Source organism: Brevundimonas aurantiaca (assembly GCF_014199955.1).
GTDB lineage: Bacteria > Pseudomonadota > Alphaproteobacteria > Caulobacterales > Caulobacteraceae > Brevundimonas > Brevundimonas aurantiaca.
Map to the genome: position 1 here is coordinate 1 of NZ_JACHOQ010000006.1, position 26,303 is coordinate 26,303.

At 66.5% G+C, this 26,303-nt stretch carries 23 protein-coding genes, 3 tRNA genes, 1 pseudogene and 1 riboswitch; of the genes and pseudogenes, 11 read left to right on the forward strand and 16 right to left on the reverse strand.

What is annotated here, in order from left to right; translation table 11 throughout:
* Positions 1 to 85 precede the first annotated feature (85 nt).
* On the reverse strand, positions 86 to 1,282 hold the full coding sequence (locus GGQ93_RS11945) for a TonB-dependent receptor plug domain-containing protein (RefSeq protein WP_224764418.1): 1,197 nt from the start codon (positions 1,280 to 1,282) through the stop codon (positions 86 to 88).
* 175 nt (positions 1,283 to 1,457) lie between these two features.
* Positions 1,458 to 1,545, reverse strand: a riboswitch (glycine riboswitch).
* Positions 1,546 to 1,751: 206 nt separating this feature from the next.
* A complete protein-coding gene (locus tag GGQ93_RS11950) occupies positions 1,752 to 2,843 on the reverse strand; it encodes an ABC transporter substrate-binding protein (protein WP_183217256.1) in 1,092 nt (363 codons plus the stop codon).
* Positions 2,844 to 2,896: 53 nt separating this feature from the next.
* Between GGQ93_RS11950 and GGQ93_RS11955 the strand changes: the two genes are divergently transcribed.
* From GGQ93_RS11955 to cml, 3 genes are all read left to right on the forward strand, one after another.
* On the forward strand, positions 2,897 to 3,559 hold the full coding sequence (locus GGQ93_RS11955) for a response regulator (RefSeq protein WP_054765938.1): 663 nt from the start codon (positions 2,897 to 2,899) through the stop codon (positions 3,557 to 3,559).
* Positions 3,556 to 4,941 carry a sensor histidine kinase gene (locus tag GGQ93_RS11960; protein ID WP_183217262.1) on the forward strand — a complete coding sequence of 462 codons (1,386 nt, stop codon included), beginning with the start codon at positions 3,556 to 3,558 and terminating at the stop codon, positions 4,939 to 4,941. Before GGQ93_RS11955 ends, GGQ93_RS11960 begins: the two co-directional genes overlap by 4 nt.
* A gap of 394 nt (positions 4,942 to 5,335) precedes the next feature.
* A complete protein-coding gene (gene cml / locus GGQ93_RS11965; protein ID WP_183217264.1) occupies positions 5,336 to 6,517 on the forward strand; it encodes a CmlA/FloR family chloramphenicol efflux MFS transporter in 1,182 nt (393 codons plus the stop codon).
* Between the two features lie 54 nt (positions 6,518 to 6,571).
* On the opposite strand, the gene GGQ93_RS11970 is transcribed toward cml, so the two are convergent.
* Complete coding sequence (locus GGQ93_RS11970; RefSeq protein WP_183217266.1) at positions 6,572 to 7,084, reverse strand: LysR substrate-binding domain-containing protein; 513 nt, start codon at positions 7,082 to 7,084, stop codon at positions 6,572 to 6,574.
* A 251-nt stretch (positions 7,085 to 7,335) separates the two neighbouring features.
* Here GGQ93_RS11970 and GGQ93_RS11975 point away from each other — a divergent pair, with 251 nt between their 5' ends.
* Positions 7,336 to 8,925 (forward strand): hypothetical protein, encoded by a 1,590-nt coding sequence (locus GGQ93_RS11975; RefSeq protein ID WP_183217268.1) that lies wholly within the window; start codon positions 7,336 to 7,338, stop codon positions 8,923 to 8,925.
* Positions 8,926 to 9,056: 131 nt separating this feature from the next.
* Here GGQ93_RS11975 and GGQ93_RS11980 read toward each other — a convergent pair whose 3' ends face one another.
* Both GGQ93_RS11980 and GGQ93_RS11985 read right to left on the reverse strand, forming a co-directional pair.
* Positions 9,057 to 9,413 (reverse strand): helix-turn-helix domain-containing protein, encoded by a 357-nt coding sequence (locus tag GGQ93_RS11980; RefSeq protein ID WP_183217270.1) that lies wholly within the window; start codon positions 9,411 to 9,413, stop codon positions 9,057 to 9,059.
* A 170-nt stretch (positions 9,414 to 9,583) separates the two neighbouring features.
* The gene (locus GGQ93_RS11985; RefSeq protein ID WP_183217272.1) at positions 9,584 to 9,883 is read right to left on the reverse strand and encodes a hypothetical protein; all 300 of its coding nucleotides are present in this window, start codon (positions 9,881 to 9,883) and stop codon (positions 9,584 to 9,586) included.
* Between the two features lie 190 nt (positions 9,884 to 10,073).
* Between GGQ93_RS11985 and GGQ93_RS11990 the strand changes: the two genes are divergently transcribed.
* Positions 10,074 to 10,352 carry a hypothetical protein gene (locus GGQ93_RS11990; RefSeq protein ID WP_183217274.1) on the forward strand — a complete coding sequence of 93 codons (279 nt, stop codon included), beginning with the start codon at positions 10,074 to 10,076 and terminating at the stop codon, positions 10,350 to 10,352.
* Between the two features lie 94 nt (positions 10,353 to 10,446).
* Here the strand turns inward: GGQ93_RS11990 and GGQ93_RS11995 are convergent, their stop codons facing one another.
* Positions 10,447 to 16,263 carry an IPT/TIG domain-containing protein gene (locus GGQ93_RS11995; RefSeq protein ID WP_183217282.1) on the reverse strand — a complete coding sequence of 1,939 codons (5,817 nt, stop codon included), beginning with the start codon at positions 16,261 to 16,263 and terminating at the stop codon, positions 10,447 to 10,449.
* A 335-nt stretch (positions 16,264 to 16,598) separates the two neighbouring features.
* Between GGQ93_RS11995 and GGQ93_RS16310 the strand changes: the two genes are divergently transcribed.
* From GGQ93_RS16310 to GGQ93_RS12015, 4 genes are all read left to right on the forward strand, one after another.
* Positions 16,599 to 17,135, forward strand: coding sequence for a phage tail protein (locus GGQ93_RS16310; protein ID WP_182713117.1), 537 nt, complete (start codon positions 16,599 to 16,601; stop codon positions 17,133 to 17,135).
* Positions 17,136 to 17,202: 67 nt separating this feature from the next.
* Complete coding sequence (locus GGQ93_RS12005; RefSeq protein ID WP_183217284.1) at positions 17,203 to 17,745, forward strand: phage tail protein; 543 nt, start codon at positions 17,203 to 17,205, stop codon at positions 17,743 to 17,745.
* Positions 17,746 to 17,781: 36 nt separating this feature from the next.
* On the forward strand, positions 17,782 to 18,321 hold the full coding sequence (locus GGQ93_RS12010) for a phage tail protein (RefSeq protein WP_182713119.1): 540 nt from the start codon (positions 17,782 to 17,784) through the stop codon (positions 18,319 to 18,321).
* A complete protein-coding gene (locus tag GGQ93_RS12015; protein WP_182713120.1) occupies positions 18,314 to 18,859 on the forward strand; it encodes a GNAT family N-acetyltransferase in 546 nt (181 codons plus the stop codon). The genes GGQ93_RS12010 and GGQ93_RS12015 overlap by 8 nt, the downstream gene beginning before the upstream one ends.
* Here GGQ93_RS12015 and GGQ93_RS12020 read toward each other — a convergent pair.
* Positions 18,852 to 19,130 (reverse strand): DUF6916 family protein, encoded by a 279-nt coding sequence (locus GGQ93_RS12020; RefSeq protein WP_183217286.1) that lies wholly within the window; start codon positions 19,128 to 19,130, stop codon positions 18,852 to 18,854. The two genes, GGQ93_RS12015 and GGQ93_RS12020, sit on opposite strands and share 8 nt — an antisense overlap.
* Before the next feature lie 356 nt (positions 19,131 to 19,486).
* Between GGQ93_RS12020 and GGQ93_RS12025 the strand changes: the two genes are divergently transcribed.
* Entirely contained in the window at positions 19,487 to 19,963 is a 477-nt protein-coding gene (locus GGQ93_RS12025; RefSeq protein ID WP_183217288.1) for a hypothetical protein, read from the forward strand.
* 318 nt (positions 19,964 to 20,281) lie between these two features.
* Positions 20,282 to 20,719 (forward strand): annotated as a pseudogene (locus tag GGQ93_RS12030) (M13-type metalloendopeptidase); the annotation flags it as partial.
* Positions 20,720 to 20,944: 225 nt separating this feature from the next.
* On the opposite strand, the gene trhO reads toward GGQ93_RS12030, so the two are convergent.
* The 9 genes from trhO to GGQ93_RS12075 all read right to left on the reverse strand — a co-directional run bounded on the left by trhO (position 20,945) and on the right by GGQ93_RS12075 (position 26,270).
* Positions 20,945 to 21,904, reverse strand: a complete 960-nt coding sequence (trhO, locus tag GGQ93_RS12035) for an oxygen-dependent tRNA uridine(34) hydroxylase TrhO (RefSeq protein WP_183217290.1) — start codon at positions 21,902 to 21,904, stop codon at positions 20,945 to 20,947.
* Positions 21,905 to 21,935: 31 nt separating this feature from the next.
* A tRNA-Arg gene (locus GGQ93_RS12040) sits at positions 21,936 to 22,012 on the reverse strand.
* A 17-nt stretch (positions 22,013 to 22,029) separates the two neighbouring features.
* On the reverse strand, positions 22,030 to 22,335 hold the full coding sequence (locus tag GGQ93_RS12045) for an ETC complex I subunit (protein ID WP_054765943.1): 306 nt from the start codon (positions 22,333 to 22,335) through the stop codon (positions 22,030 to 22,032).
* 78 nt (positions 22,336 to 22,413) lie between these two features.
* Positions 22,414 to 22,490, reverse strand: a tRNA-Pro gene (locus tag GGQ93_RS12050).
* A 46-nt stretch (positions 22,491 to 22,536) separates the two neighbouring features.
* Positions 22,537 to 23,016, reverse strand: coding sequence for a DUF192 domain-containing protein (locus tag GGQ93_RS12055; protein ID WP_183217292.1), 480 nt, complete (start codon positions 23,014 to 23,016; stop codon positions 22,537 to 22,539).
* Between the two features lie 19 nt (positions 23,017 to 23,035).
* Positions 23,036 to 23,578, reverse strand: a complete 543-nt coding sequence (locus GGQ93_RS12060) for a cold-shock protein (RefSeq protein ID WP_221233697.1) — start codon at positions 23,576 to 23,578, stop codon at positions 23,036 to 23,038.
* Positions 23,579 to 23,811: 233 nt separating this feature from the next.
* A tRNA-Glu gene (locus GGQ93_RS12065) sits at positions 23,812 to 23,886 on the reverse strand.
* A 95-nt stretch (positions 23,887 to 23,981) separates the two neighbouring features.
* Complete coding sequence (gene recJ / locus GGQ93_RS12070) at positions 23,982 to 25,793, reverse strand: single-stranded-DNA-specific exonuclease RecJ (protein WP_183217425.1); 1,812 nt, start codon at positions 25,791 to 25,793, stop codon at positions 23,982 to 23,984.
* A gap of 39 nt (positions 25,794 to 25,832) precedes the next feature.
* A complete protein-coding gene (locus GGQ93_RS12075) occupies positions 25,833 to 26,270 on the reverse strand; it encodes a hypothetical protein (protein ID WP_054765950.1) in 438 nt (145 codons plus the stop codon).
* Positions 26,271 to 26,303 lie beyond the last annotated feature (33 nt).

The following is a 26,303-nucleotide window of genomic DNA, read 5'->3' on the forward strand; positions in this document are numbered from 1 at the left end:
TGCTCTTCCGTGAACCGTGATCGCTTCATTCTGTCCGTCCTTTCGAGGGGCGGACTCTAGCTATTCCTGGAGGAGTTTCAGGGGGTCACGTCACGCCGTCCACGGCCAGAGTGGCCTGGGTGGTGACGCGCTCGAAATCGATCGTGGAATAGGACAGATCGGAGTTGAAACGTCCGAAGGTGAAGGACGTCTGGCCAGCGGCCGCCATCTGCTGCTTGATCGTGGACGACAAGAAGGCGTTGTCGATGCTGATCGTCAGATCGCCGCGATCGTGATCGCCGAACCAGACATAGTCGTTCCACATCCGCGAGTGACGGACGTCAGCCGTGACCCGCAGCTTGTCATTGATCTCATAGACGGCGCTGGCCAGCCCGGTGTAGCGGCGCTGCGGCGTGACCAACGGGCTGAGATCGTCATTGGACGGACCTTCGCCGCCGATCGAGTTGGTCCCGCTGACTGTGCCGTAATCGAAAGGCCGAAGCGTGCCGTCCGGGTTAAACACCTTACCGCGGTTCACGCCCGACAGGATCAGACCGCCGTAAGCGGCGTTGGCGAAGCCGACGTCCGGCTGCAGGGCGCCGTTGACGGTGGCCCATCGGCCGATATTCGGGCGCGACGCTTTGGGGATGACGCCTTCGTTGTCCAGGTATTCGCCGCCGATGACGAAATGGCCGCGCCCGTTGGCGAAGTCCGCGCCCCAGGCGCCTTCGAACCGTTGCTGCTCAGCGTCGTCGTAGGAGGACACGCCGTATTCGGCGCCCAGCTTGCCGCCGGTGAAATAGCGATCAATGCCGATGTTCACTACGCCGGCGACGGCGCCTGAGCCCCAGGCGGCCGATGCGCCGCCCGTAACCACGTCGACGCTCTTGACCAGCACCGACGGCACGGCGTTCAGATCGTTCTCGCTGGACACGCGACGCCCATCGATCAGGACCAGGGTCCGGTTGATGCCCAGGCCGCGCAGATCGACCGGCGCATTGCCCGCACCGGTGTTGGTGCCGGTCGTCTGGGCCGATGTGGTGGCGCGGAATTGAGGCATATCGTTGAGGGCGGCGGCGATATTCGGCCGCGCGCCGACCGACAGATCCTCGGCGGAAAGATGGATGGTCGGCGTCGGCGCCTCGAAGCCGGCGCGGTCGATCCGCGAGGCGGTGACGACGATGTCATCGACCGAGGCCGCATCCTCTGGGGCGCCCACCTCCTGGGCATGGACAGAGGTGGCGCAGGCCATCAGCGCGATGGCGCTGCAATAATAGGTCAGGTTACGATTAAGACGAGACAAAGCGAGATTCCTCATGGCGATGACGCCCCTCCCCAGGGTTGCCCAATGCGACCGGCGCTCTGCGGCGCCCGTTCGCCCCCGCTGTCATTGGGCCTGAGAGCTTCAGGCCGTTCGCCGACCCTTTCTCCTTCGGCGAGGCCGCATCCCCCGGATTCGACCTTCTCTCCAGCGTTCCTTCAGCAAGACGGTCCGTTTGCCTGAGCGTTTCCGGGGCGGTTGCGCCTTCGGCGTCGGCGGGAACCGATCTCTCCCGCCTTGCTGAAGCGAGTAAGATCGACCAACCGATGACTGTCAAATCGGCTTGTTTCGCACGTATAATGCTTTTATTTTCCGAGTTCTGCAATAACATGCCGATTTTGAAGCGCGTCAGTCGCTTGTGGCCGAGCGATTAACGGTCGCCGCACGATCGGTGAAAGCGAGGTGACAGAAACACCGCCCCCGGAAGAAACAGACTTATCCACAGGAAAGCCTAGGGCGCCCTAGGGTCGTCCGGAGCCCGTTCCGCCGCCTGCATGGCGGCCCGCCAACGCTGCAGAAGCGCCTCGCGACGCGCCTGATCGAGATTGGCGAGTAAGGCCGGTCCCACACGGACCGGCCGAGCGCCGGGGATAGAGGCGCGACGCTCGGTAAGAATGTCGTCGCGAGCTGGGCGGACCCCCAGGCCGGCGATGATCCTTTGCCCTTCACGCGATAAAAGAAAATCCAGAAAAAGCCGGGCGGCGTTGGGGTGGGCCGCGTTGCGGGGTATGAAGGCCACGCGCGAGACGGACAGATGATAGTCCTCTGGCGTAACCAGGCCGATATCGGGCGCCCGGGCGACCCACGACGCCCCGTAAGACTGGTTCATATTGTAGGCGAAGGCCATGCGGCCCTCAGCCAGTTGGCCCATCATCCTTTGGCCGGACGTATCGGCACGCGGATGAGTAGACCCCAGGGCAGTCATCAGGGCCCAAGCGTCGGGATAGATCTGGATGTCGGCCGACAGTTGCAGAAGCGCCACCCCGCTGCGTTCGGCGTCATACAGGGTGACCCGGCGGAAAAACCGGTCCGCGTCGGTAGACAGCCGTTCGAGCAGTTGGGCGTGGCTGCGCGGCACGATCTCCGACGGCAACCGCCTGCGATTATAGGCGAAGACGACGGGCTCGGCCGTCACACCGAACGCCTGGTCTCGCCAGACCGAGCCGTCCGGCATGGCCGCCCGATGCGGCGATCGATAAACTTGGGCGTAGCCGTCATTGATCAGCTTGACCTGCACGTCCATCGCTGTGCTCCAGACCAGATCCGGCCCCTCCAGTCCGGAGGCGGCGCGGGACTGGACTCGGTTCGCGATCAGAGTCGAGTTGATGTCCTCGAGCCGCACCGCGATCTCGGGCCAGCGCCGTTGAAACGCCGCCAGCACAGGCCCCATCAGGCTAGTGTTCGTGAGGATGTGCAGCCCGCCCTCGCGCCTGGCCAGCCATCGGACGCGGGGCGCCGTCGCGACCCCGTCCGGCTCGCCCGCGCAGGCCGAAACCCCCGCCCCCGCGAGTCCGAGAAGCAGATGTCGGCGGTCCGTCTTCACCGGGGCGGGTTTCCCGCTATTGTACCGCTCATGATCCGCTCCTTCGCATCGCCATGAGAATACTGGTCGTCGAGGATGACAAGGCGCTTCAGCATTCGCTCGAGGCCAGCCTTCTGGCGGTCGGTTTCGAACTCCGCTCCACCGACAGCGGGGACCAAGCCCTTCATCTGGAAGCGACGGAGCGGTTCGACGCCGCCGTGTTGGACATCGGCCTTCCCGACATCGACGGTTTCGAGGTCCTGAAGGCCTTCAGACGGCGGGGATCGCAGACGCCCGTCCTCATGCTGACCGCGCGCGACGCCCTGGGCGACCGGGTGGCGGGACTGGATTTCGGCGCTGATGACTATCTCGTCAAACCCTTCGCCCCTTCGGAACTGATCGCCCGATTGAGAGCGATCGTGCGTCGACGCCAGGGTCGGGCGGCGGGCGCCGCGATCGTCGGCTCACTGGTCTGCGACTGGGACGCCGGCCGGGCCCAGGTCAATGACCGGGAGCTGTCGCTCCGTCCGCGCGAATGGGCGGCCCTGCGCGTTCTGGCCTCGCGCGCTGGCCAGGTGGTGGATCGGGAGTTGTTGGCGGCCGAAGTCTTTCCGCAGGATGAGGCTCCCTCGCTCAACGCCCTGGAGATCCATGTCGGTCGGCTGAGGCGCCAGTTGCAGCCTGACGGCCCCGCCGTGACCAATATCCGCGGTCGCGGCTATCGTCTCGATCCATGAGCGAGGCGCCCGGCTCGCGCCGCCCCCACAGTCTGGTGACACGTCTGCTGATCGCCCAGGTCGCGCCCCTGGCCCTGTTCGCCGTCGTGGTGCTGGCGGTCGGGGCTTGGACGGCCCACCGCGTGGTGGCGGAGACGGCCGACCGCCTCCTGGCGGGGGCGCTGCAGACCATCCGGGAAACGGTCTCGGTCGCCGACGGCAAGGTGACTGTCGATGTCGCGCCCTGGACTCTGGGCCTGCTCGACGGTCCCGAGCGGGACGCCGTCTTCTACAGTGTTCGCGAGGGCGGCCGACTGATCACAGGCTATGAGGAGTTGCCGCGCCTGCCCGACGCCTCGTCGGATGCTCCGATCTTCGCCGACCTGTCCGTCCGCGGCGTGCCGGTTCGCATGGCCCAGCAAACCCTGACGATCCCAGGAAGACCCGCCCCCGTCACCGTGTCGGTGGCTCAGAGCCTGGACTCGCGACGCGCCAGCCTGTTGGATCTATATCGCAGCCTGCTGCTGCCACCCACCCTGCTCGTCCTGTTGGCCGCGCTTCTGATCTGGCCGGCCTTGAAGTGGGGCCTCAACTCGCTCAAGCGGCTGATCGACGACCTGACGCGCCGCCCCGGTCCCCGTGCCGACTTCGCGCCCGCCGACATCGACCTGGCGCCCCGCGAATTCCAGCCGGTGCTGACCGCCTTCAACCATCTCCTGGCGCGGCTTGAGGCCTCGACGTCGGGGGTTCAGCGCTTCGCAGCCGACGCCTCGCACCAGTTGCGCACCCCGCTTTCGGTCGTGGCGGCCAATCTCGATCTGCTGGCGGGCGCGCCCAGGACCTGGACCGTGCGGGAGAGGCGTCTGATCGACGACTCCCGCGACGCGGTCGCCGGCATGACCCGGCTCGTCGGCCAGTTGCTTTCCACGGCCCGGGCTGACGGCGCCCGGATCAAGTCGTCTGCCGACCTGGGCCGGGCGGCGCGGCGCGCCTTTCAAATGGCTAAGGCGCGCCGGTCCGCCCCGAACGGCGCTCTACGCCTTCGTCTTCCGGCAGAGGCCGTGGTCGTTCTGGGCGCCGAGGACCTCATCGCTGAACAGATCCTCAATCTTATCGACAACGCCTTCCACCACGGCGCGCCGCCCGTCTTCGTGCATGTGCGAACAACGGGCGCGGTCTGCGTCTGGGATCACGGCCCCGGCGTCGATGAGGCCGCCCTTCCCCGCCTCACGGACCGATTCTTCCGCGCAGCCCCCTCCCAGGCGTCCGGGTCCGGACTCGGCCTCGCCATTGTTCGCACCTTGGCGGAGGCCCAAGGCGGGCAGTTCGGCTTATCCAACCGCAGCGGCGGGCGAAGCGGCCTCGTCGGGCGACTGACTTTCCAACCCAGTGCGGAAGAATGAGTCGTCGAAACGACAAGCCGTTCTGAAGGTGGACGCGCGCCACCGGATCGGGAGCGCCGTTCGCACCGACGGCGGCTGAAGGCGGCTTCGATCGATGTGCGGTTTAAGGCGGCTGCGCCGAAGACCCTCTCGCCAAGCCCCACCAGAGGGCTTTCGGTTTTGTCGGACAGCGCCCGTCGGCCGCCACAGCCCTGCGCGGCTTCGGTCGCTGGACCTTTGCTTTGTCTAGGTCCAGACAAAGCCTGACCAAGAAGACGCGGGAGGCGCCTGAGATGGGTGGCACGAAGGCCTCGGACGAATAGGCCGCAACGACGAACCCGTTGTTGCGGCGATCTGCTGACCTCCACCCGGCTGATCGCCGTCAAATCCAGCATTTGACGCGAAGCGATCCCTCATGTCCGACAACCGGCCCATTTGGGCCCACGCCCTTCCGACCGCCATCCTGCTGATGGCGCCCTTTGACCTGCTCGCCTCGCTGGCGATGGACATCTATCTGCCCGTGACGCCGGCCATGCCGGCCGCTTTGCAGGCCGATCCACCCGTCATCCAGCTCACGCTCAGCGTCTACCTCCTCGGCCTCGGCCTCGGGCAAGTCATCTTCGGCCCGCTCTCAGACCGGTTCGGTCGGCGGCCTGTGCTTCTGTCCGGCGCGCTCACGTTCGCGGTGACTTCGGGCCTGTTGGCGATGGCGGCGTCAGGCTGGGCGTTCGTCGTCCTTCGGCTTGCTCAGGCGATGGGCGCCGCGGCGATGCTGGTGGCGACCTTCGCGACGGTCCGTGACGTGTACGGCGACAAGCCGGAGAGTGTCCGGATCTATGGCCTGTTCAGCGCGATGTTGGCCTTTGTGCCCGCGTTCGGACCCGTGCTCGGGGCGCTCGTTTCAGCGCAGTTGAGCTGGCGGGCGATCTTCTGGTTCTTGGCCGCGTTGACGCTTCCGCCCCTGATGCACGCGCTTTGGCGGTGGACGGAAACGCGCCCTTTGGGCGAAGCCTCTCGCCCACGCCCGGGCCCCATTCTCCGCAGTCGGGCCTTCCAAATCTACACCTTGGCGTTTGGAGCCGCGATGGGGTCCTTCTTCGTCTACGTCTCGACGGCGCCACGCATTCTTGTCGAAAGGGTGGGACTGTCGGAGCTTGAGTTCAGCCTCGCCTTCGCCAGCACGGCTTTCGTCATGATCGTCGCATCCCATGCCGCTCGCCCTTGCTTGGACCGATGGGGGGTGGCGGGCGCCGTTCGGCGGGGCATGGGCCTGCTGCTCGCGAGCGCCCTGTGTTTCGGCGCGAGCGCCGCCTTCGGCGAGCCCTCCATAGGGAGCGTCATCCTCCCGTCTTGGATCATGGCGGTGGGGATCGTCCTGACCGTGTCCGTCTCGGCGAATGGCGCCCTCGAAGCCTTCGGCGATCAGGCGGGCCTGGCCGTCGCGCTCTACTTTGCGGGCCAGAGCCTGATCGTAAGCCTCGTTGGGACCCTGGCCGTGATCCTATTCAACGGCAGCACAGTTTGGCCTCTGGCCGCCTACACGCTGACACTGCCAACCCTCGTGCTACTGGGTCTCAACGCATCACGGAAATCCTGAAACCCAAGAGATCATCACGGATCGAACAGGCGGCTGCAGCTCAACGTCGCCAACTCAGGGCGTCGCCTGCGCTTCCGTCTCGATCTCGTTTCTGAGCCAACGCAGACCGTGATCATGGTCCCGCCGGTCATGCCAGACCTGGACAAGCGAAATACCGGCCAGGTCGATCGGCGGGGCCCCGAGGGTCAGACCGTCTTCCCGGCGCGCCTCAAGGCTTCGGCGCGCCGCCGTCACGATAAAGTCCGTCCCTCTGACAATCCGAGGGGCGACGGACCAGTGCGGCAGGGTGAAGGTCACCCGACGAGCGTGGCCCAAGGCTTTCAACGCGGCGTCCACCTCGCCCCTGTCGTCCGGCGACGCCGCCACCGCCACATGAGGTCGCGACAGATAGTCCTCCAAGGTCGCCGGCAGACCCGCCGCCTCGTCGGCAAGACAGGCGAATTGATCAATGAAGAGATCCGAACTGCGCAAGCCCTCGTCCCGCACGCCCGGATAGACGCCCACAGAGCGCTGATGGGTGAAGCGAAGAACGGCTTGTCGCGGAACCGCAGATGACTGGCTGCACATCAACCACCCTCATTCATGGCCGACCGCCCGCGAGTCGGGGCTTCATCCTATCGTGCAGGAGCCGGTGCCCCTTCGCGGCCGCGCGTCATGAGGCGCGAGAATGACATGCGGGCCAGGCCGTGTCGCCGTGCCCGCAGAGATTGAGCCAAGAGCTTAGAGCTACAACCAAAAGGATTTGACGGTTCTCGCAAAAGGCGTGATCAATACAACGCACGGGGTCGGCGGGATCACATTCTCTTGGAGGAGACACGATGTTCGCGAAATCACGCAAGGCGCGCCTGCTGGCCGCCGCCCTCGGCGTCACGGCTGTCCTACTGCCCAGTGTCGCCGCCGCCTGGAAGCCGACGTCCCACGTCTATTTCGCCGAAATCGCGGTGAAGGACGCGCTCGACGACGGCTATGTCGAAATCCCCGTCCTGGGAACTGGCGAGGTTCGACGATACAAGGTCGATGACGACACCTTGGTCGCCCTGAGAGCGGGCCGTGCGCAGTATCGCGCGGGCGTGCTGGGCCCCGACGCCTATCCGGACATCCTCACGGGCCAACAGGTCATCCATCCGGACGGCGAGGAAAGCGGCGTCTCGCACGGCTCGGACGCCTGGCTCGAGCACGTCTGGAACAGCTTCGGCGACGATCCGCTGCAACGCGCCTTCCGCCTGGGCTTCCTGACCCACGCGGCGGGCGACACCTATGGCCACACCTTCATCAATCAGTTTTCCGGCGCCCCCTTCACCTTGGACCCGCCGGACAATGCGATCCGCCACATCGTCCTGGAAGGCTATATCGACAAGCGCCTGCCGGGTTCAGCCTTGACCGGCGACTTCTTCACCGCCAGCGTGGCGGGGGTCGACGGACGCATCTATCAGGCGATGGTCGACGCGCGTCCCGGCTCCGCCCTGGACCGGTTGCTGCCCAGCGCCAGCAGCAGCACCAACTATTCGGTGCCGCGCCTGTTCTCGACCCTGCGCGCATCGCTCGACGCCGACATTCGGGCCTATTACGACCACAAGGCCGACCTTCAGCGCCGCATCGACAACTGCCGCTGGAACGACTTCAGCTGTTCGGCGGTCCTGCTGACGGCGGAGCTGGCCGGCTATGTGGCGCTCAATGCGGCGCCGGTCACCTACAAGGAATACTGGCGCGACGACATCGACGAAGGCCTGCGGCTCTGGCCCCAGGTCAGTCATCAGGTGGCGGAGGCTTTGTTCTTCAACGCCGAGCGCAAGACCGACACCGAGAAGGCCGACCGCATCCTCAGCGACTATGCGACCCGACATCTGCTTTCGATGGCGGGAGCGCCGAGCTTCATCGGTCTGACCGCTGCGGCGATCGGCGACATCATCGACGCCGTGACGCCCGACTGGCTGCTGGCGCCGATCCGTGCGCTGAAAGCGGAGCTGCTGGACACCCTTCTGAAGGCGGCCACCGGCATGACGAAGGCCCAGTTGCAGGCCTATCTCACCCGGCCCGACCGGTATTTCGATCAGGTGATGACAAGCGGGAACGGCGAACACATCACCCTGGCGCGCTTCAACCGCGACTATCTGCAGATCAGCGACACCGGCTACGACAATCCGTCTGAATCGTTCGACTATCGCAACCTTCCGGCCGCTTACAACACGGTCGTCGCCAGCAAGCTCGTGCTGTTGCCGCCGGCCGAGATCGACCGCTTGATCCGGGATCTGGGCGGGTCTCGCCGCCTCGAGCGGCCCAATGTCATGCTCGGCTTCGCCCATACGCTCGACGGCTCCGTCCAATGGCGCAGCGGCATGGTGCTCGCCGCCGAGTGCGACGTTTACCGCCGGGTCTTCAAGCCGCTGCCGCGCGACGAGGTCTGCTGATTTCAGAAGACCCGCGACGATCATCCGCTCGACCCCATCGGTCGAGCGGCCCTGCGACCTGGACCTCTACGGTCGTATGGAACTGACAGCCTTTCCGCCGCAGAGGCCCAAGGCGACGGAGAAGGCGGCGGCTACATGTCCGGCGCGCGCGCGCCGTCCGATGCGAACTCCCGCGCCAGCGCCAGCAGCAGCCCTCGACGAGCCGGCGGCGTCTTCTGAAATGCTTTCAAGAGTTCCCGCCGCTCTCGGACATCTCTGTCGTCCTCCTCACTGACGGGGCGGAACGTCTGCGGTGGAAGAAAGGCGACGATCGGGAGTTTGAGCGCGTCCGCGATACGAACCATCGTGGAGACCGATACCCGGCTCGCCGCCCGTTCGTATTTCTGAATCTGCTGAAAGGTGACCCCGATCGCCGCGCCGAGCCGAGACTGCGTCAGGCCGGAGGCCATCCGCTCCTCGCGGATGCGCGCGCCGATGTAGACGTTCAATGGGTCGGTGGTCTCTGAACCGGACGTCATGGGGATTTCCGAAGCGTCTGCGCCCTTTGCCGCTCGGATCACATATAGTCAAGCTTGGTAGGCGCGCAACCGGGGCGCCGCGTCGCGTCCGCAAGCGCCCCCATCAGCGCGGCCGGCTCGGCCGCGGCGCCCCGCCGGGGTCAGAAGTACTCTATGCCTTCAGGCGTGCACCAGCCGACGTGCTCTTGACTGTGGAAGGCGGTCTGCTGGCCGCTGGTGAACTCGCTGTTCCCGGCCCAGATCGGCGTCCCCCAGCCGCCGTAGCAGACGCCGTAGTTTCGACCGACCTCCGTCGTCTTGGAGGCGTCGCTGTAATAGACGACGTCGTAAAGCGCCACGCGATTGCCGCCGATAATCTGGGCGGAGGAGGCCGTCGAGGTCAGGGAGGCGACGCCCAGCGTGACGGCCGCGATGACCGAAAGTCTTAGCGAAGGTTTCATCTCACTCTCCATCGCCTTCGGACGTGAAGGCCTGGAGAATGGGGACACCCATCAGTTGCAGAGTCAAGCCCTAAAGCTTTACGGTTCAGCGATAACGCCTACCCATAACGCGCCTGTGAGTTGCATTCCCAGGCAAGAGCGCGCGCCCTATGCGGCGCACGCGATCGGCGTGCATAGGGAGACAAAGCCAATGAATATCCGTGTGAAACCCGTTCTTGTCGGCGCTGCTTTGATCGCTGCAGCCTCCGTCACCGCCGCCTCCGCCCAAGTCGATCTGACGGCCTACCACTATGTCTACTATGCCGACGCGGCCAAGACCGAATACCTCGGCGAAGTGTCCGATCGCGGGTGCGGAGGATGGGGCGGCAACGTCTATGTGCTGCGCGCCAATGTGCCCTCCCCCTACTATGACGCGACGCCCATCTATGTCTGCGGCGGCCAGGGGCCGGAGCTTCCTCAGGACTGGTGACCCCGACGGACGGCCCCGACCGTTTAAGGTCGGGGCTTGCGGTCGTTTGCCGGCCCGCGGCGACCTCGCATCCGGGCCGGCGTCATGATGGCGGCTACCATCCGTAGGTAAACCGCAGTTCGGCGCCATGGCTGACGCTGGCGTCGCCCAACTGGCCACGATACCCCAAGCCGAGCAGCAGACGATCCGACACCTGCCAATCCGCCCCAAGGTCGAGCTTGAGCGCATTGCGCGACCAGGCGTCCAACGGCACCAGATAGGACGGACTGGCCGCCCAGTCGGCGTAGCGGACCGTCTGGCGTCCCACCTCTTCAAGCTCATGCGACCATTCGAGACGGGCGGAGGCGGTTATGACGCCGGCGCTGCGGGTGTCGGCGACCCATCGCAAGGCCGCGCCGAGGTTGGTGGACAGACTGCTCTGATCGACGCCGTCCCAAACCAGGGCCGCATAGCCCCCGCCGGTTTCGGTAAAGCCGTCCAGAGTGATCTCCCGCGCGTCGATGCGGGCGTAAAGGTCCGTCGTTACCCGGTCGGAGCGCCGCAGCCGCCCGAACGCCGCCGAGGCGAAGAGGGCCTCCCCCGAGCGCTCGGACGCCGCATAGCCGTTTGGCTGGCCGGCCAGTCCCGAAACCCAGCGACGGGCGTCGAAGTCCAGGTCAGAGACGCCCGCGACGCCGTCGACATACAGCCCATGGGTCGGGCGCCAGCTTCCATAGAGGGCCGCGCTGAACGCCGAGCCGTTGGAGACCGTGCCGTTGTCGCCGACCTTGGTCCGGTCCTCGCCGTAACCAAGGCCGCCGCCGACGACCAGCCCGTCCGCGATCTGGTAGTCCAGCCCCACGGTCACGCCTTGGGTCGTGAAGCGATAGTCCCGCTGTCCCGCCGCGTCCTGCCGTCCCCAGTCAATGGAGCCGGCCGTCCAGAACCCGACAGACCCCACACCCTGCGAGCCTTTTGGAGCGGCCGAGAGGGTATTGGAGCGAGGCGTGGAGGCCGCCGCTTCGAGGGCGTCGCCGCCGACCCCGGTCTCGAGACCGAGCGCATCGCGGCTCCGGTCGTTCAGGGCGCCCGGGTCGATGGGATCGCGCGCGCCCAGAGCCTGCCGAAGCGCCTGCCGCGGATCATTGTCCCTGTCGGCCAAGCCGCCCAGGCCGAAGTTGAGGCTCAAGCCGTTGGATGATCCGTTCGTCCCGCTACGGAGGGCCTGTAGGCGTCGCTGGAAGTTGTTCAGCTGAACGTCGGCGAACCGTCGGGCCGACGTGACCTGCGCGGTGGCGACGCCGCGCACCTCCGGATCCAGTCCCGGATCAGGTCGGCCTTCGACGGTGACGGTCAGGACGCCGTTGGTCGAACCCGCAGCATTGGTCAGGCTGAAGGTGATCACGGCCTCTCCGGTGAAGTCCGTCGCCGGCGTGAAGGTGAGGCTCCGCTCCCCGGCGACCGTGGTCAACGTCGCCGATCCGGCTGTGGTCGGAGCGACGGACACCACGGTGGCGCCGATGAAGGGTCCACCTGTCGTATCGTCAATCCGAACGGTCACGGGGACGCCTTGAAGCGTGGCGGCGGTCAAGGCTTGTTCACCGGGGACGGCCAAGGCCGCCAGACTGACCTCGCCCGGCGCCGATGCGCCGAAGGGCAGGTCGATCACATAGGCCAGGGACGCGACGCCGGCCGCCGCAGACACCGTCTCCAGCGACCGCAAGCTCGAATTGGCGGCGGCGGGGGTGAAGACGATGGTCAGGCCCTCGACGACGGCGGAGCCGGAGGTCGGGGGGCGTGTGATGCGCAAGCCGTTGAACGGGCCGCCGACCAAGCCTGTGGTCGGGGTGATCGTCACGGGCGCGCCGGGCCGGGTCGTCAAGGCGAAGTCGGGCGCCTTGCCCGCGACCTGGATCACGAAGGCAGCGGGCGCCGAGTCTCCGCCCGGTCCAGTGGCGACGACCGACACGGTTTCCGTCCCGAGGAAGTTGGCGGCGGGCGTGTAGGTCAGCACCCAGGGATCGGCGGCGGAGCCGTCGCCGGAGATGGCGGCGACGCCGTTCTGCGGCGGAGCGTCGACCCGGTAGCCCGTGACGACGCCGCTGCTGTTCGGCGCCAGCGGCACCTTGACCGGCTGAGGTCCGCTCCCGCTCGGCGGCGGCGGTGCGACAGGCGCAGCGGGCGGCGTCACGACAGGAGCCGCAGGGGCTTCGACGATCAAGCTGACGGTCGCCGGCGCAGAGGCGCCGCCCGGACCCGTGGCGACATAGGTGAAGCTGTCGGCGCCAGAGTAGTCTGCGGTCGGCCTATAGGTGACGACTTCGCCCGACACCGTCGCGGCGCCGTGCGCCGGGGCCGTCGCGATCGCGATCGAGGTCCGCACGCCGCTGATCGAGCCGGACAGATCGATGGCCGTTCCAGCACTGTTGAACGCGACCGTCACGCCGACGCGATCCGAGGCGACCGGCGCCGCTGGGACCGCGACCGTCAAGGAAACCGTCGCCGTGTTCGACACTCCGCCTGCGCCGACCGCCTGATAGGTCAGGCTGTCCGGGCCGAAATAGCCGGATGTCGGCACATAGGTGAGGACGTCGCCGGCGACGGTCACGGCGCCGTGCGCGGGCGCGGTGACGATCACGACCGAGCCATGGGCGCCGCCGGTGATGGCGCTGGACAGGTCAATGGCGGTTCCGGGGCTGTTGAAGGGCACAGCCACCCCAGTCACATTCGCCGCGATCGGAGCAGCCGCTGTGACTGCAAAGCTCTGCTGCACGCGCGCCGCCGCTGTCCAGTTCGCGTCTCCCGCCTGATCGGCGTTGATCACGCAGGTTCCCGGGCCGGTGAAGGTCACGGCGGCGCCGGCCAGGGCGCACCCTGTGCTGGCGGCGTCCAGACTGAAGGACACGTTCAATCCCGAGGTCGCGACAGCCGCGACCGTATAGACCGGTCCAGGAACCGTGGCGGCCGGCGCGGTGGAGGTGAAGCTGATGCTCTGGGTCCCCTTGGCGATGGTCCCCGAGACCGTGGCCCCGATCGCCGTGGCCGGCGTCCCCTGGCTGTCGGTCGCCTGGATCGCATAGGCGAAGGCGCCCGCCGTCGTCGGCGTGCCCGTCACTGCGCCGGTCGCGGTGTTCAAGCTGACGCCCGCCGGCAGGGCGCCGGAGGCCAGGGCGTAGACATAGGGCGCCGTCCCGCCCGAGGCCGGGTTCGACTGGCTGAAGGCGCCGCCCACGCTCGTGCCCGTCGCAGCGCCCGGCGTCACCGACAGGGTCGCCGCCGTGACGGTGAAGCTGCGCTGAACCTGGGTCGCCGCATTCCAGTTGGCGTCGCCCGCCTGGTCGGCGTTCAGGGTGCAGGTCCCAGGGCTAAGAAGGGTGACGCTGGTTCCCGACACGATGCAGACCCCGGTCGTGGCCGAGGTGAAGGCCACCGCCAGGCCCGAGCTGCTGGTCGCCGACACCGTCAGCGGCGAGGCCGACAGGGAGGCGTCCGCCAGGGCCGCGAAGCTGATGGTCTGGGTCCCCTTGGCGATGGTTCCTGAGACCGTGGCCCCGGTCGCCGTGGCCGGCGTCCCCTGGCTGTCGGTCGCCTGGATCGCATAGGCGAAGGCGCCGGCCGTCGTCGGCGTGCCCGTCACTGCGCCGGTCGCGGTGTTCAAGCTGACGCCCGCCGGCAGGGCGCCGGAGGCCAGGGCGTAGACATAGGGCGCTGTTCCGCCCGAGGCCGGGTTCGACTGGCTGAAGGCGCCGCCCACGCTCGTGCCCGTCGCCGCGCCCGGCGTCACCGACAGGGTCGCCGCCGTGACGGTGAAGCTGCGCTGAACCTGGGTCGCCGCATTCCAGTTGGCGTCGCCCGCCTGGTCGGCGTTCAGGGTGCAGGTCCCAGGGCCAAGAAGGGTGACGCTGGTTCCCGACACGATGCAGACCCCGGTCGTGGCCGAGGTGAAGGCCACCGCCAGGCCCGAGCTGCTGGTCGCCGACACCGTCAGCGGCGAGGCCGACAGGGAGGCGTCCGCCAGGGCCGCGAAGCTGATGGTCTGGGTCCCCTTGGCGATGGTTCCCGAGACCGTCGCCCCGGTCGCCGTGGCCGGCGTCCCCTGGCTGTCGGTCGCCTGGATCGCATAGGCGAAGGCGCCCGCCGTCGTCGGCGTGCCCGTCACTGCGCCGGTCGCGGTGTTCAAGTTGACGCCCGCCGGCAGGGCGCCGGAGGCCAGGGCGTAGACATAGGGCGCTGTTCCGCCCGAGGCCGGGTTCGCCTGGCTGAAGGCGCCGCCCACGCTCGTGCCCGTCGCCGCGCCCGGCGTCACCGACAGGGTTGGAATATAGCTATAGGCGTTGACGGCTGTAGCGGTCCCGCCGGCCGTGGTCACGGCGACCCCGACCGATCCCGCGCCCGCCGGCACGGTGGCGGTGATCGAGGTGGCGGTATTGGCGGTGATGGTCGCCGCGTTTCCGCCGAAGGTGACGGCGCTCGCATTGGTCAGATTGGTTCCGGTCAGGGTGACCGTGGTCCCTCCGGTCTCGGGACCTGTGTTCGGCGAGACCCCGCTGATCGTCGGAGCGGCCGCATAGGCGTAGCCGCTGACGGCGGTCGCCACGCCGCCGGCCGTGGTGACGGCGACATCGACGACGCCCGCCCCCGCCGGGGCGGTGACGGTGATGGAGGTGGCGGTGTTGGCCGTGATCGTGCCGGCGACGCCGCCGAAGGCGACGCCCGTAGCGCTTGACAGGTTCGTTCCGGTTACGGTCACACTGGTCCCACCGGCGGTAGGGCCCGCGGCGGGCGATACGGAAGTGATGGTCGGCGCCGCCACATAAACAAAGGCGTTGCTGAGTGTCCCCGTCCCGCCCGGCGTCGTCACCGAAACCGACACGGTCCCCGCCGAACCTGCGGGAGAAACCGCCGTAATCTGCGTGGCGCTGTTCACGACGACACCCGTGGCGGGCGATCCGCCGAAGGAGACGGCGGTTGCGCCGGTAAAGGCCGTCCCCTGGATCACAACGCTCGTTCCGCCCGCCGTCGGGCCCGAGTTGGGCGTGACGGAGGTCGTGGTGGGCGCCGCGACATAGGTATAGGCGTTCGTGGACGTCACACTCTGACCGTCGGCCGTGGTGACGACGATGTCCACCGATCCCGCCGCATGCGCCGGCGTGGTGAAGGTTATGGAGGTCGATGATTCCGCTGAGGGGGTGGCGGAAACGCCGCCGATCACGACCGCATTGCCGCTGCTGCTGAACCCGGTTCCGGAGAGGGTGACGCTCGTACCGCCGGCGGTCGATCCGCTGCCGGGCGAGACGCTTGTTATTGCAGGCGGCGAAGAGACCGATGCGACCGCGCTATAGGTGTTGTTCGTATCGCGCCCTGTGGATGCTGAGCCCTGAGCGATGTCGAACGTGCCGCTGTAGGATTGGTTGGCGATATACTGGCTTTGCGCCGAAGACCCCGTGAACAGCACCCCCGCCCCCGACAGGGTGACCGTCGTCTGACCCGCCACGGGCGTGAAAAACACATAGCTGCTGCCTGACGGCCGCGTCAGGCTCGATCCGTCGTTGAAGGTGAAGGTCCAGCCGGTCGTGAGCAGGGCGCGGTTATTCGTGCCGGCCCCGTTCAGGATGTTTCCTTCGAAGCGGGGGCTCGAGGTCAGGGTCGACGCCGCACAAGCGTAGACGAGCGATTCAGGATCCGAATCCGCAGCAATCTTGAATACGGCGTACGCCGCGCCGTCGCCGGGCACGCGAAGAAGATTCAGTTGACCCGAACCACTGACGTTCGAATCCGAGCGCGAGGCGGACGCGGTGATCGTGCACACGGACTGGGCGCGGGCCGAGCCGCTGCTGAACGTCAAAAGAAGGAGCGCGAGCAGGCCCACGCCGAATGCGGCGAGCAGGCGCGCAGCCTCGCGGGGCTCACGCCCGACAAACGTTTTACCCAAAGCCCACCCCTACCCAAAACTCTCGCCTAAGCTGTGCGTCCCTGGCAGGACCCCAACTTGACGCCCTGCGGCATTACCCCGCTAAGGACACCACCCTACGTATCACCGTGATATGCCTGCGGCGAATCATTAATTTCAAAATCGTATTTTATGCCGCTAAAACAGCATTTTCTGTACATACTGCGACGCTACGACTGGTTGTGTTTCGCGCCAATTTCGGCGGATCGCAGAAAAAATACTTGCGGTTTTTGAGGCTCGCCCCCCATGCTGGCGGTCTGCCGACGAGGCGGCTCCCGAGCCGCAACACTCGTTTTCCGCGAACCGAGGGACGCCGCATGTCGACTGTTTTCTTGGGCCAGATCATGATGACTGGCTTCAACTATGCGCAGCGCGGGTTCGCGCGCTGCGACGGCGCGATTCTCAGCATCGCGCAAAACAACGCCCTCTACGCCCTGCTCGGCGTCACCTACGGCGGCGACGGCGTCACCACCTTCAAACTGCCGGATCTGCGGGGACGCACGCCGGTCGGCGGCTTCCCCTCACAGAACCCCAGCTGGCAGCCCGCGCCCTATGGGATGGGTCAGGTCGGCGGGGTTGAGACGGTGTCTTTGAGGGCGGATCAGAACGGCCCGCACACGCACGCGATGATGGCGACCACAGCCGAAGGCGTCAGTCCCTATCTCGACGGCGCCCAGACGCTGGCGCAAGCCTCCGCACCGGGCATGCTCTACGGCCAGCCGCAAAACCTGATCCCCCTCGCCGGCAATCCGACGTCGATCGCCGGCGGCGGTCAGCCGCACGACAACATGCAGCCTTTTCAGGTCATCAACTTCAACATCGCCCTGCAGGGGGTCTTCCCCTCGCGCAACTGACCGTCCGCCGCCGACGCGCAGCAAGATCGGACTGAGCCGCCCAGGCGGACATCATCGAGGATGTAAAATGAGCGAATGCTACGTTGGAGAAATCCGCCTCCTGCCCTACATGCGCGGCGCGCCCGAGGGCTGGCACGTCTGCGACGGATCGCTGTTGCCCATCGCGGAGTATGACGCCCTGTTCGCCCTTCTGGGCACGACTTACGGCGGCAATGGACAGCAGACGTTCGGGATTCCGGATCTCAGAAGCCGGGTGCCCGTGCACCAGGGGACCGGCCCCGGCCTTTCGAACCGTCCGATCGGGATGACCGCCGGTGAGGAGTCCGTCCAGCTGACGTCGCTCCAGATGGGCCCGCACGTCCACACGCCGATGGCGTCGACGGCTGTGGCGACAAGCAATTCGCCGGCCGGCGCCGTGCTCGCCGCCCTGCCGGCGGATATAGCCGAGACCTTCTACAATCCGCAGCCCGGCGACGGCGCCCCCGTGGCCTTTCCCCAGACCACCCTCGGCGTCGCCGGCGGCTCTCAACCGCACGACAACACCGCCCCCACCCTGGCGCTTCAGTACTGCATCGCCCTCCTCGGCTACTACCCCTCCCCTCCCTCGTGACTTCGCTCGACCCCATCAGAACGCAAGGACTTCTCAATGTCTGAACCCTTCATCGGCGAAGTGCAGATTTTCGGCTTCCCGTTTGCGCCGTACGGCTGGGCCCTCGCCGCCGGACAGCTCGTCCCCATCCGGCAGCAATCGGCGCTGTTCTCATTGTACGGCATCCAGTTCGGCGGTGACGGCGTCAACACCTTCGGTCTGCCTAACCTGGCCAGCCGCCAAGCCTGCGGAGCCGGCCAATCGCCGGGCAACAGCCGTCGCCCTATGGGCCAGGCCTTCGGCGCTCCGACCGTCGCCCTGACGGCGGCTGAAACCCCCATGCACAACCATGCGATCAGCGAGTTCGAGCCGTCTGACCCCTCTGTGCTGACGGCGGCGCCGACGCCTGCGTCAGCCATCGGCATTGTGGGCAATTCAGGCTTCAACGCCTTCGCCGCCGTCGGCGCGTCGGGAACCATGATGAACCCCAACGCCATCGGCCTGTCGGGGTCGGGCGCGCCGCACGAGAACCTTCAGCCCTATCTCGGCCTGACCTATGCCGTCGCCCTTACGGGAAACTATCCCTACTTTGACTGAAACGACGCCCGCGCCGTTTCCTGCGGCCGGCAAGCCGCTGGAGCGCCGCGGGCTGTCGCGGTTGAGACTGAGACTGCGTCCCGCAGCCGAGGCCGATCTGCCCTTTCTCAGGGCGCTTTATGGAACGACCCGCTCATCAGAAGTCGCCGCCGCCGGATGGCCGCCGGTTCTGGCGGAGGCGTTTCTCGTCAGTCAGTTCGATCTCCAGCATCGCCATTTCGTGGGCGAACGGTTGGCGACGGACTTCTGGATCATCGAGCAGGCAGGCGTGGACGTCGGCCGGCTTTATCTGAATCGATCCAGCTCGACCTGGCGCGTGATCGATCTGGCCCTGTTGCCCGAAGCACAAGGCCGAGGCCTAGGCGGGGCCCTGCTGCGGATCGTGCAGGCGGAAGCGCGCGCTCACGGCGCCGACGCGCTTGATCTCCATGTCCTGAAAACCAATCGACGGGCCGCAGCCCTCTACGGCCGCCTCGGCTTCGTTTTGACCGCCGAAGAGTCCGCAAGCCACGACCGGATGATCTGGCCGATCAGTTGAAGACCGCTTGATAAAGCACGCCCGCCGGATCGCGCCCGATCGGCACTAGGAAGATCGACAACCTGCCCAAGGTCGCATTGCTAAGGCTGTACATCTTCTGCGGCAGAACGATCGCCGAAGTCCCGCGGAAGACCAGGGAGAAGGGCTGCGGGTTCAGACCAGTGGCAGGTAAAGGGGCAACCTCCACCAGTGTGAGCGGCATCGTGGCCTCGCCCACAGACAGATCGAACGCCTCATGGGCCACCCCAGCAAAGCTTTGAAGACTAGGCATTAAACATTTCTCCCACGCCACCTTCACCCGCGCTGCGCGAACTGGCAAGCGGAATGGCGACTGTTTGGGGCATATCACCTCCTCGCGCCGAGATTTCGCCTGCTAGCTGGAGCCCGCCGCCGGGACTTTGCGCAGCTGCCCCCTGGCGCGTCGCCCGTCGCACCCCCGCGGCTCGACTATTCGGCGTCTGCCGGGCTCCAAGGCAGGGTCGGAAGTCTGCAACTTCAGCGTCCTTGGCAAGGACCGAATGGACACCCAATTGAGAGCGCCCAGCTCGAGCGCCTCAGCCTCGGATTGACTCTCGCGCTATTTACGCGATTGTAGATAGTCAATCAGCGCGTGTAGAGGAGGTATCGATGCTGAGAACTACGCTCATGGCGGCCGCAGCCGCATCCATGATCAGCCTTGTTTCGGCGGAACAGGCTCAGGCGGGCACCTTCTATCTGCCGCCCCCCGGGGTGACGGGGCCGGCGACCGGGACCGTCACCTTCCAAACCTTCATAGGACCGGTCACCTGCTCGGTGCGATCGAGCTGGCGAATGCAGAACAATGTGCCGAGCCTGGTCACGTCAACCCTGACGGGACCGAACTGCTTCCTGGTGACCCTGAATGGGTTTGGAAGTCTGGTCGCCCCCACGCCGTCCACCCTGCCGTCGGGGATTAACAGCCAGGTGATCCTGAACTGGAGTGTGTCAGGAGGATCCACCTGCATGTCCTCCATGTCGCCCGGAATCTTCGACAATCCGACTTCGACCGTCAGCTTCACGGGGTCTGGGGTGAGTTGCGTCGCCTCGGGAACCTTGACGTTTCCAGGGCTGACGCTTCTTCCTTAGGCGCGTCGAGCAAGTCGTCGCTGGCCGCCAAGCTCGAGAAGGCGGGTCCTGTCGTGTCAGGCAAGCCCCAGCGACGCGCGCGCAAGAAGCGAAAAACTCGGCAGTCTTATGCCCCCTCGACGATGTTCAGCGTCGTGACGGTCCCCTGAAAAATGCGTCTGGAGCGCATGTTGCAGCTTGTAGAACTCTGCCAACCGATAGCGCTCCGCATGGCTGACTCGTCCTTTTAGTCGCCATCATTACTGGGTGTGCGGTCTACTGAGCCAGAGAAGAGCGTAAGCCAAATCGTCGTATGGGGATTGCCTCGCACTCGCGGTAAGGCGGTCGCCGACCAGTCGCGCCGCATTCGACGCCAAGGCCGAACGGCTGGTCTCTCAATACGATAGCTATGAACCTCTACCCGGCGTTCACCTGGACGGGCGCCGATCTCTCGGCGAGAACCTCGCAGATTTGGTCGGGGTGACCCTGGCGCTTGATGCGCTCCGGCTGCATGCGGCGGAGACCGGGATGGACATGAACGCCCGGTTGGACGGCTTCGCCGCAGAGCAGCGCTTCTTTCTGGGATGGGCGCAGTTCTGGCGCACACAGACAACTGAAGACGCCCTGAGGCGTCAGTCTCAGAACAGCTACCACTCGCCGGCGCGTTACCGCGTCAACGGCGTCATCCGCAATCTCGACGCCTGGTACGCGGCATTCGATGTCGGGCCGGACGCGGCTCTGTATCTACCACCAGACGAAAGAGTGGTGGTTTGGTAGCGCCTCGGATTCACGATCAGAACTCGGCGCTTGCGAAAAGCGTATGCGCCCAACGTCGCCTTTGAGTCACGCCGCGTCATCCAGCCTGACCCCGGCTGATTAGAACTCATCCAGAGGCAATCCGAAAGGTGGGTACAGACGTGCGAACAATTCAAGATTGTGGCTTATGACGTTGTTTTAATTTATTTAACCTACAAAGCGGACACTGCTTCCGCCGGCGCCCCGTCAGGCCGGATCCGTTCGCCCCAGATGCGCCTGCCCTCGCCTTCGGGCCAACTCGATCTGTCTTTGCCGCTCGGCATAGCGCAGCCTCTGGGCGTCGTCGCGCGTGTCCCTGCAACGGTCGCAACAGACGCCTTCGATGAAATGGGGCGAGGCCCGCCCCGCCGCATCCATAGGCATGCGGCAGCCCCGGCAGAGCGTGTGCTCGCCCCGGACCAGACCATGTCCGACTGACACCCGCTCGTCAAAAACGAAACAGTCGCCCCGCCACAGGCTGTCGGCGGGATCGACCTCTTCCAGATAGCGCAGGACGCCGCCTTCCAGATGGTGGACGTTCTCCACCCCTTCCGCTTTCAGAAAGGCGGTCGACTTTTCGCAACGAATGCCGCCGGTGCAGTACATCGCGACCCGCTGCGGCTTGCGTTCGTCCAGCAGCGCCCGGCCTTCCGTGCGGAACCAGTCGGGAAAGTCGCGGAAGCTGCCGGTGTTCGGCTGCACCGCCCCCTCGAAAGCGCCGATCTCGCCCTCATAGTCATTGCGGGTGTCGATGACCAAGGTGGTCGGATCAGCGATCAGGGCGTTCCAGTCCTGAGGCGCCACATAGACCCCCGCCTGGCGCGCCGGGTCGAGATCGGGCTGACCCATGGTCACGATCTCGCGTTTGATGCGGACCTTCATCCGAAGGAAGGGCGCCTCCCCCGTCCAGGCGTATTTGACGTCCAGATCGGCGAACCCCGGCAGGGCGCGGATCTCACCCAGCACCGCCTCAATCCCCGCCTCCGGCCCGGCGATCGTGCCGTTCAGCCCCTCGGTCGCAACCAGAAGCGTGCCCTTGACGCCGCACGCGTCGCAGACCGCCTGAAGCCGATCCCGCACCAGGACGAGCTTGCTCTCCCCTATCGGCGCAAACCGATACAGGGCGGCGATTCGAATCTGAGGAGAGGCGAAAGCGGGGTCTGTCATCGAGAAAGCTCTGATCGCCGCCGCCGGAGAATGGCGCGCCCTGTAGGACTCGAACCTACAACCGTCCGCTTAGAAGGCGGGTGCTCTATCCGGTTGAGCTAAGGGCGCCTGGCAAACGCCCGACGTCAGTGCGTCCAGGGCTGTTTGCGGTTGGTTGCGAAGTTGTCGGCATAGGCCTTGATGATCGTCGGCGCCTCGTGCGGCTCGTGCAGCCGGAACGGAATGCCGTGACGTTCGGCATAGGCGACGGCCTCTTCCTTCGAATCGAAGGTCAGGCGCACCTGGCCGTTCATGTCGGAGCTGCCCGTCCAGCCCATCAGCGGGTCGATCGTGCGGGCCGAGGCCGGTTCGAACTCCAGGCGCCAGTCGCGGCTCTTGGCCTTGCCGGACTGCATAGCGGTCTTGGCCGGGCGGTAGATGCGGGCGAGCATGGCGAAATCCCTAGTGATCGTCAGGTCTTGTGGACCTGCCATAACGCGCGCCGGACACGGAATCCAGCGGCCGTTCCTTGGTCGGGGCGAGAGGATTCGAACCTCCGACCCTCTGGTCCCAAACCAGATGCGCTACCAGGCTGCGCTACACCCCGGACCGAACGGAGCGCTCTATTGGCACTTCAGCGCGCAATCCGCAAATCATGGCTTGAAATAAGGGTGCAAAACCTTGTCGCCGGGCTTGGCGCCGATCTCGGAGGCCCGCCCCGCGCGCAGTTCCAGAACCCCGTTGGCGGCGCCGTTCGAGGGGATCGGCGTCTCGGAAAAGGGCGTGGCGTGCGAGGCGATGGAGACGATTCGCCCTTTCGGATCTATATAGAGAATGTCCAGCGAACTGGGGGTGTTGCGCATCCAGAAGCTCTGTTCGCGCGGCGGCTCTCCCGGCCATTGGAACAGCATGCCCTGATCGTCCGCCAACGGGGGACGGAACATCAGCCCGCGCTGCCGTTCGGGCTCATCGTCCGCGATCTCAACCCAGAAGGCGTGTTCGCCCGAGGCGGTGACGACCGCCAGCCGCTGCATCGGCTCACCGTTGACGCCCACCGGCGCCTTGGCGGCGCACCCAGCCAGCGCCAGCGCCATCAAGCCGGCTGAAAACACACGTCGCACCAGATCGACCATCCGCCCTCCGGGGCGGCCTTCAGCCGCCCGTTCTGATTTCCGCCACCACCAGCCCCTTGGGGCCGCTGGCGAACCGCACCTGAACCACGTCGCCGGGAACCAGATCGTCCAGCCCGCAACGGCGCAGTGTCTCTATATGGACGAAGATATCGCCGGGTTCGCGATCACGCACCACGAATCCGTAGCCCTTGGTGCGATTGAACCATTTGACCACGGCGGGCTCCAGCGTCGCACCGGGGTCAAGCGCCGGCGCCGGCTTGTCGGCCTCGGTCCCGAGCCGTCTCGCCACCGCCCCGACGTCGCCGACGCCCAGTTCGTGAACCTGGACGGCCTGCCATCCCTTGGCGCGCCGCACGCAGTCGCACACGATGGGCGCGCCCTCTTCCGCATGGTCGCGCCCCTTGTCTCTCAGACTGCTGATGTGCAGCAGCACGTCCCGCAGATCGGTCAAAGTCGGATCGTCCGGAACGATGAAGCCATAGCCCTTCGTCGGATCGAACCATTTGACGCGACCGACGACACGAACGGTCTCCGCCGTTTCAATCCCGTGGTAGTCAGTCAACCTAATACCCCCGTCCGCTCCTCTACGGACCCTTAGATTCCGTTTAACACTGTTCCGCGAATCTTTGGAAAGCGGAATCTGGCCGCAGAGGGTGGGAATATTGCCTCAGGTCAGCAGAAACGCCTCGGTTGTGTCGCACGAACGACACCGATCCGGCGCACCGCTCAACGATTGAATTGGCGAGGATTTCTGTAGGTGAGGCGGCCGGATGCCAGAGCCTCAGCTTCACCGCGTGGCAGTCCCTAGGGGAATCGAACCCCTCTTTTCAGGTTGAAAACCTGACGTCCTAACCGATAGACGAAGGGACCGCTGCGCGGGAGAGCCGGCGATATAGCCGCGCCCTCAAAAGGGTGCAAGCGCGGATTTCGAGTTTTTCAGCAGCCTGGTCCCGAAGCGGCGACCGTCATAGGCGACGGGGATCGGCCACGTCTTCGATCTCGAGCTGAACGCCGCGCCGACCGTTCCAGTCGTCCGCCTTCAGACGACCCACGACATTCAGCCCCCCCTGGCCCGACAACAGGGCCCGGCCGATCGGCAGATCGGCGCAACGCCAGGCCACCGCCCGAACGGAGGCCCCATCGGGCCCGACCAGACGACAGCGCACATGACCGCCGCTCATCTGCACCGCCTCGCGGGCCTGGACCCCGCCCAGGGCGAAGACGGGTTCGGGATTGGCCGGACCGAACGGCGCCAGACGTTCGAACGAATCGAACAGATCGCGGCGGGCGGCGGCCGGATCGATCAGGGCGTCGATCTCCAGCACATCCATCGCCACGGCGTCCTCCCGCTCGCCGGACAGCCGCTCCGCCAGAAAGGCGGACAGCTCGGACAGTCGGCGGCCCTCGACCGTCAACCCGGCCGCCATGGCGTGGCCGCCTCCGGCCAGCAGCAGCCCTGCTTCCCACGCGGCCTGGACCGCCCGCCCCAGGTTCATGCCGGGCTGGGACCGGCCCGACCCCTTGCCCAGTCCCGTCACCGGGTCCAATCCGACGACGATCACGGGCTTGCGCCAGCGTTCCCTCAGACGCCCCGCCACGATGCCGACCACGCCGGGATGCCAGTCTTCGCCGGCGACCACGATCACGGGCGTATCATCGACGTGCGCCCCGGTCGCCTCCACCTTGCGCACGGCGGCGTCGGTCACAGCGCGCTCGACGTCGCGCCGAGACAGGTTCAGCGCATCCAACTCCAGCGCCAGCTGCTGCGCCTCGGCCGGATCGTCCGTCGACAGCAATCGCGCCCCCAGGTCCGCGCGCCCGATCCGACCACCTGCATTGATGCGCGGCCCCAGAACAAAGCCGGCGTGATGGCTCTTGGCCGCGCCCTGTTCCGCGCCCGCAGCGGCCAGAAGCGCGCGCAGACCGGGATTTCTCCAGTCGCTCATGACCTTAAGACCCAGACTGGTCAGGGCGCGGTTGAACCCCGTCAGGCCGGTGACGTCGCAGATGGCCCCCAGGGCGGCGAGGTCCAACCACTGGCGCAGGTCGGGCTCAGGCCGGTCGGCGAACAGACCTCGCCGCCGCGCCTCGCGGTTCAAGGCGGCCAACAGTACGAAGACCACCCCGGCCGCGGCCAGATTGCCCTGACCTGAGTTGCAGCCGGGTCGATTCGGATTGACCACCGCCAGGGCCTGCGGCGGCTCCGACCGCATCAGATGGTGGTCGATCACCACGACCTTCAGGTCGATGGCGGCGGCGTGGGCCAGGGCTTCGTTCGCCGCCGCGCCGCAGTCCACCGTCACGACCAGATCGGCCCCGGCCGCCTTCAGCGTATCGAAGGCGCGAGCCGACGGGCCATAGCCCTCGGTCAGACGGTCGGGCACATACAGGGGCAGGTCGGCGCCCATGGCCCGGAACCAGCGCACCAGCAGGGCCGCGCTCGACGCGCCGTCCACATCATAGTCGGCGAAGACATGCACCCGAGCCTTGGCCAGCAATGCATCGACGATCGCCTCGGCCGCCCTGTCCATATCCATGAAGCTGGACGGATCGGGGAAAAGCGCCCGCAGGGTCGGGGTCAGAAAATCCGCTCCCTGATCGGCGCCCACGCCGCGCGCCGCCAGCGCCCGCGCTACCGGCTCCTCGAGACCTAGGCCCTGACGATGGGCGCGAATCAGGGCCGGGTCCGCCGGGCGTTGCCGCCAAGCCCGCCCGGACAGGGACTGGGACACGCCCAGGAAACCGCTGTCGATCTTGAAGCCGCCGTCGTCCGCCATCATCGCATCATCCGGGGATTCTCCGCCCCGGCGACCGCCTCATGGGATCGGTCGGCGATCGACCGGCGGCGGCGCCTTGGCGCGATCTCTCAGTTCCTGAGCGAAGGCCTCGATATCCGCCTGGGTGCGGGCCGCGTCGGGCGATACGGGAACGGCCCCAACCTGGGCGCGGACAGCCGCGGCTTCAGCCTCGGCGTCGGTCATCGTCCATTCGATTCGCGCCGCCTCCTGCGCAAGGGTCGAGCCCTCGGCCTGGAGCCGATCGATTGATCGCCCGACCTCAGCGACCTGCGGCAGATCGGTCGGGGCGGCGGGGAAATCACGCCAGCGCGGATAGTCTCGATTGGCGTCGACCAGAGCCTGGACGCGCGGCGCGATCGGCGAGGCGGGATCGGTGTCCAGACCCAGCGACCGCGCACAACCGCCCGAGGCTGCGATGAGACCCGTCAGACAAACGACGGAGGCGGCTCGCCTCATTTTCGGCCCGCCGGCTTCATTTTAGATAAGTGC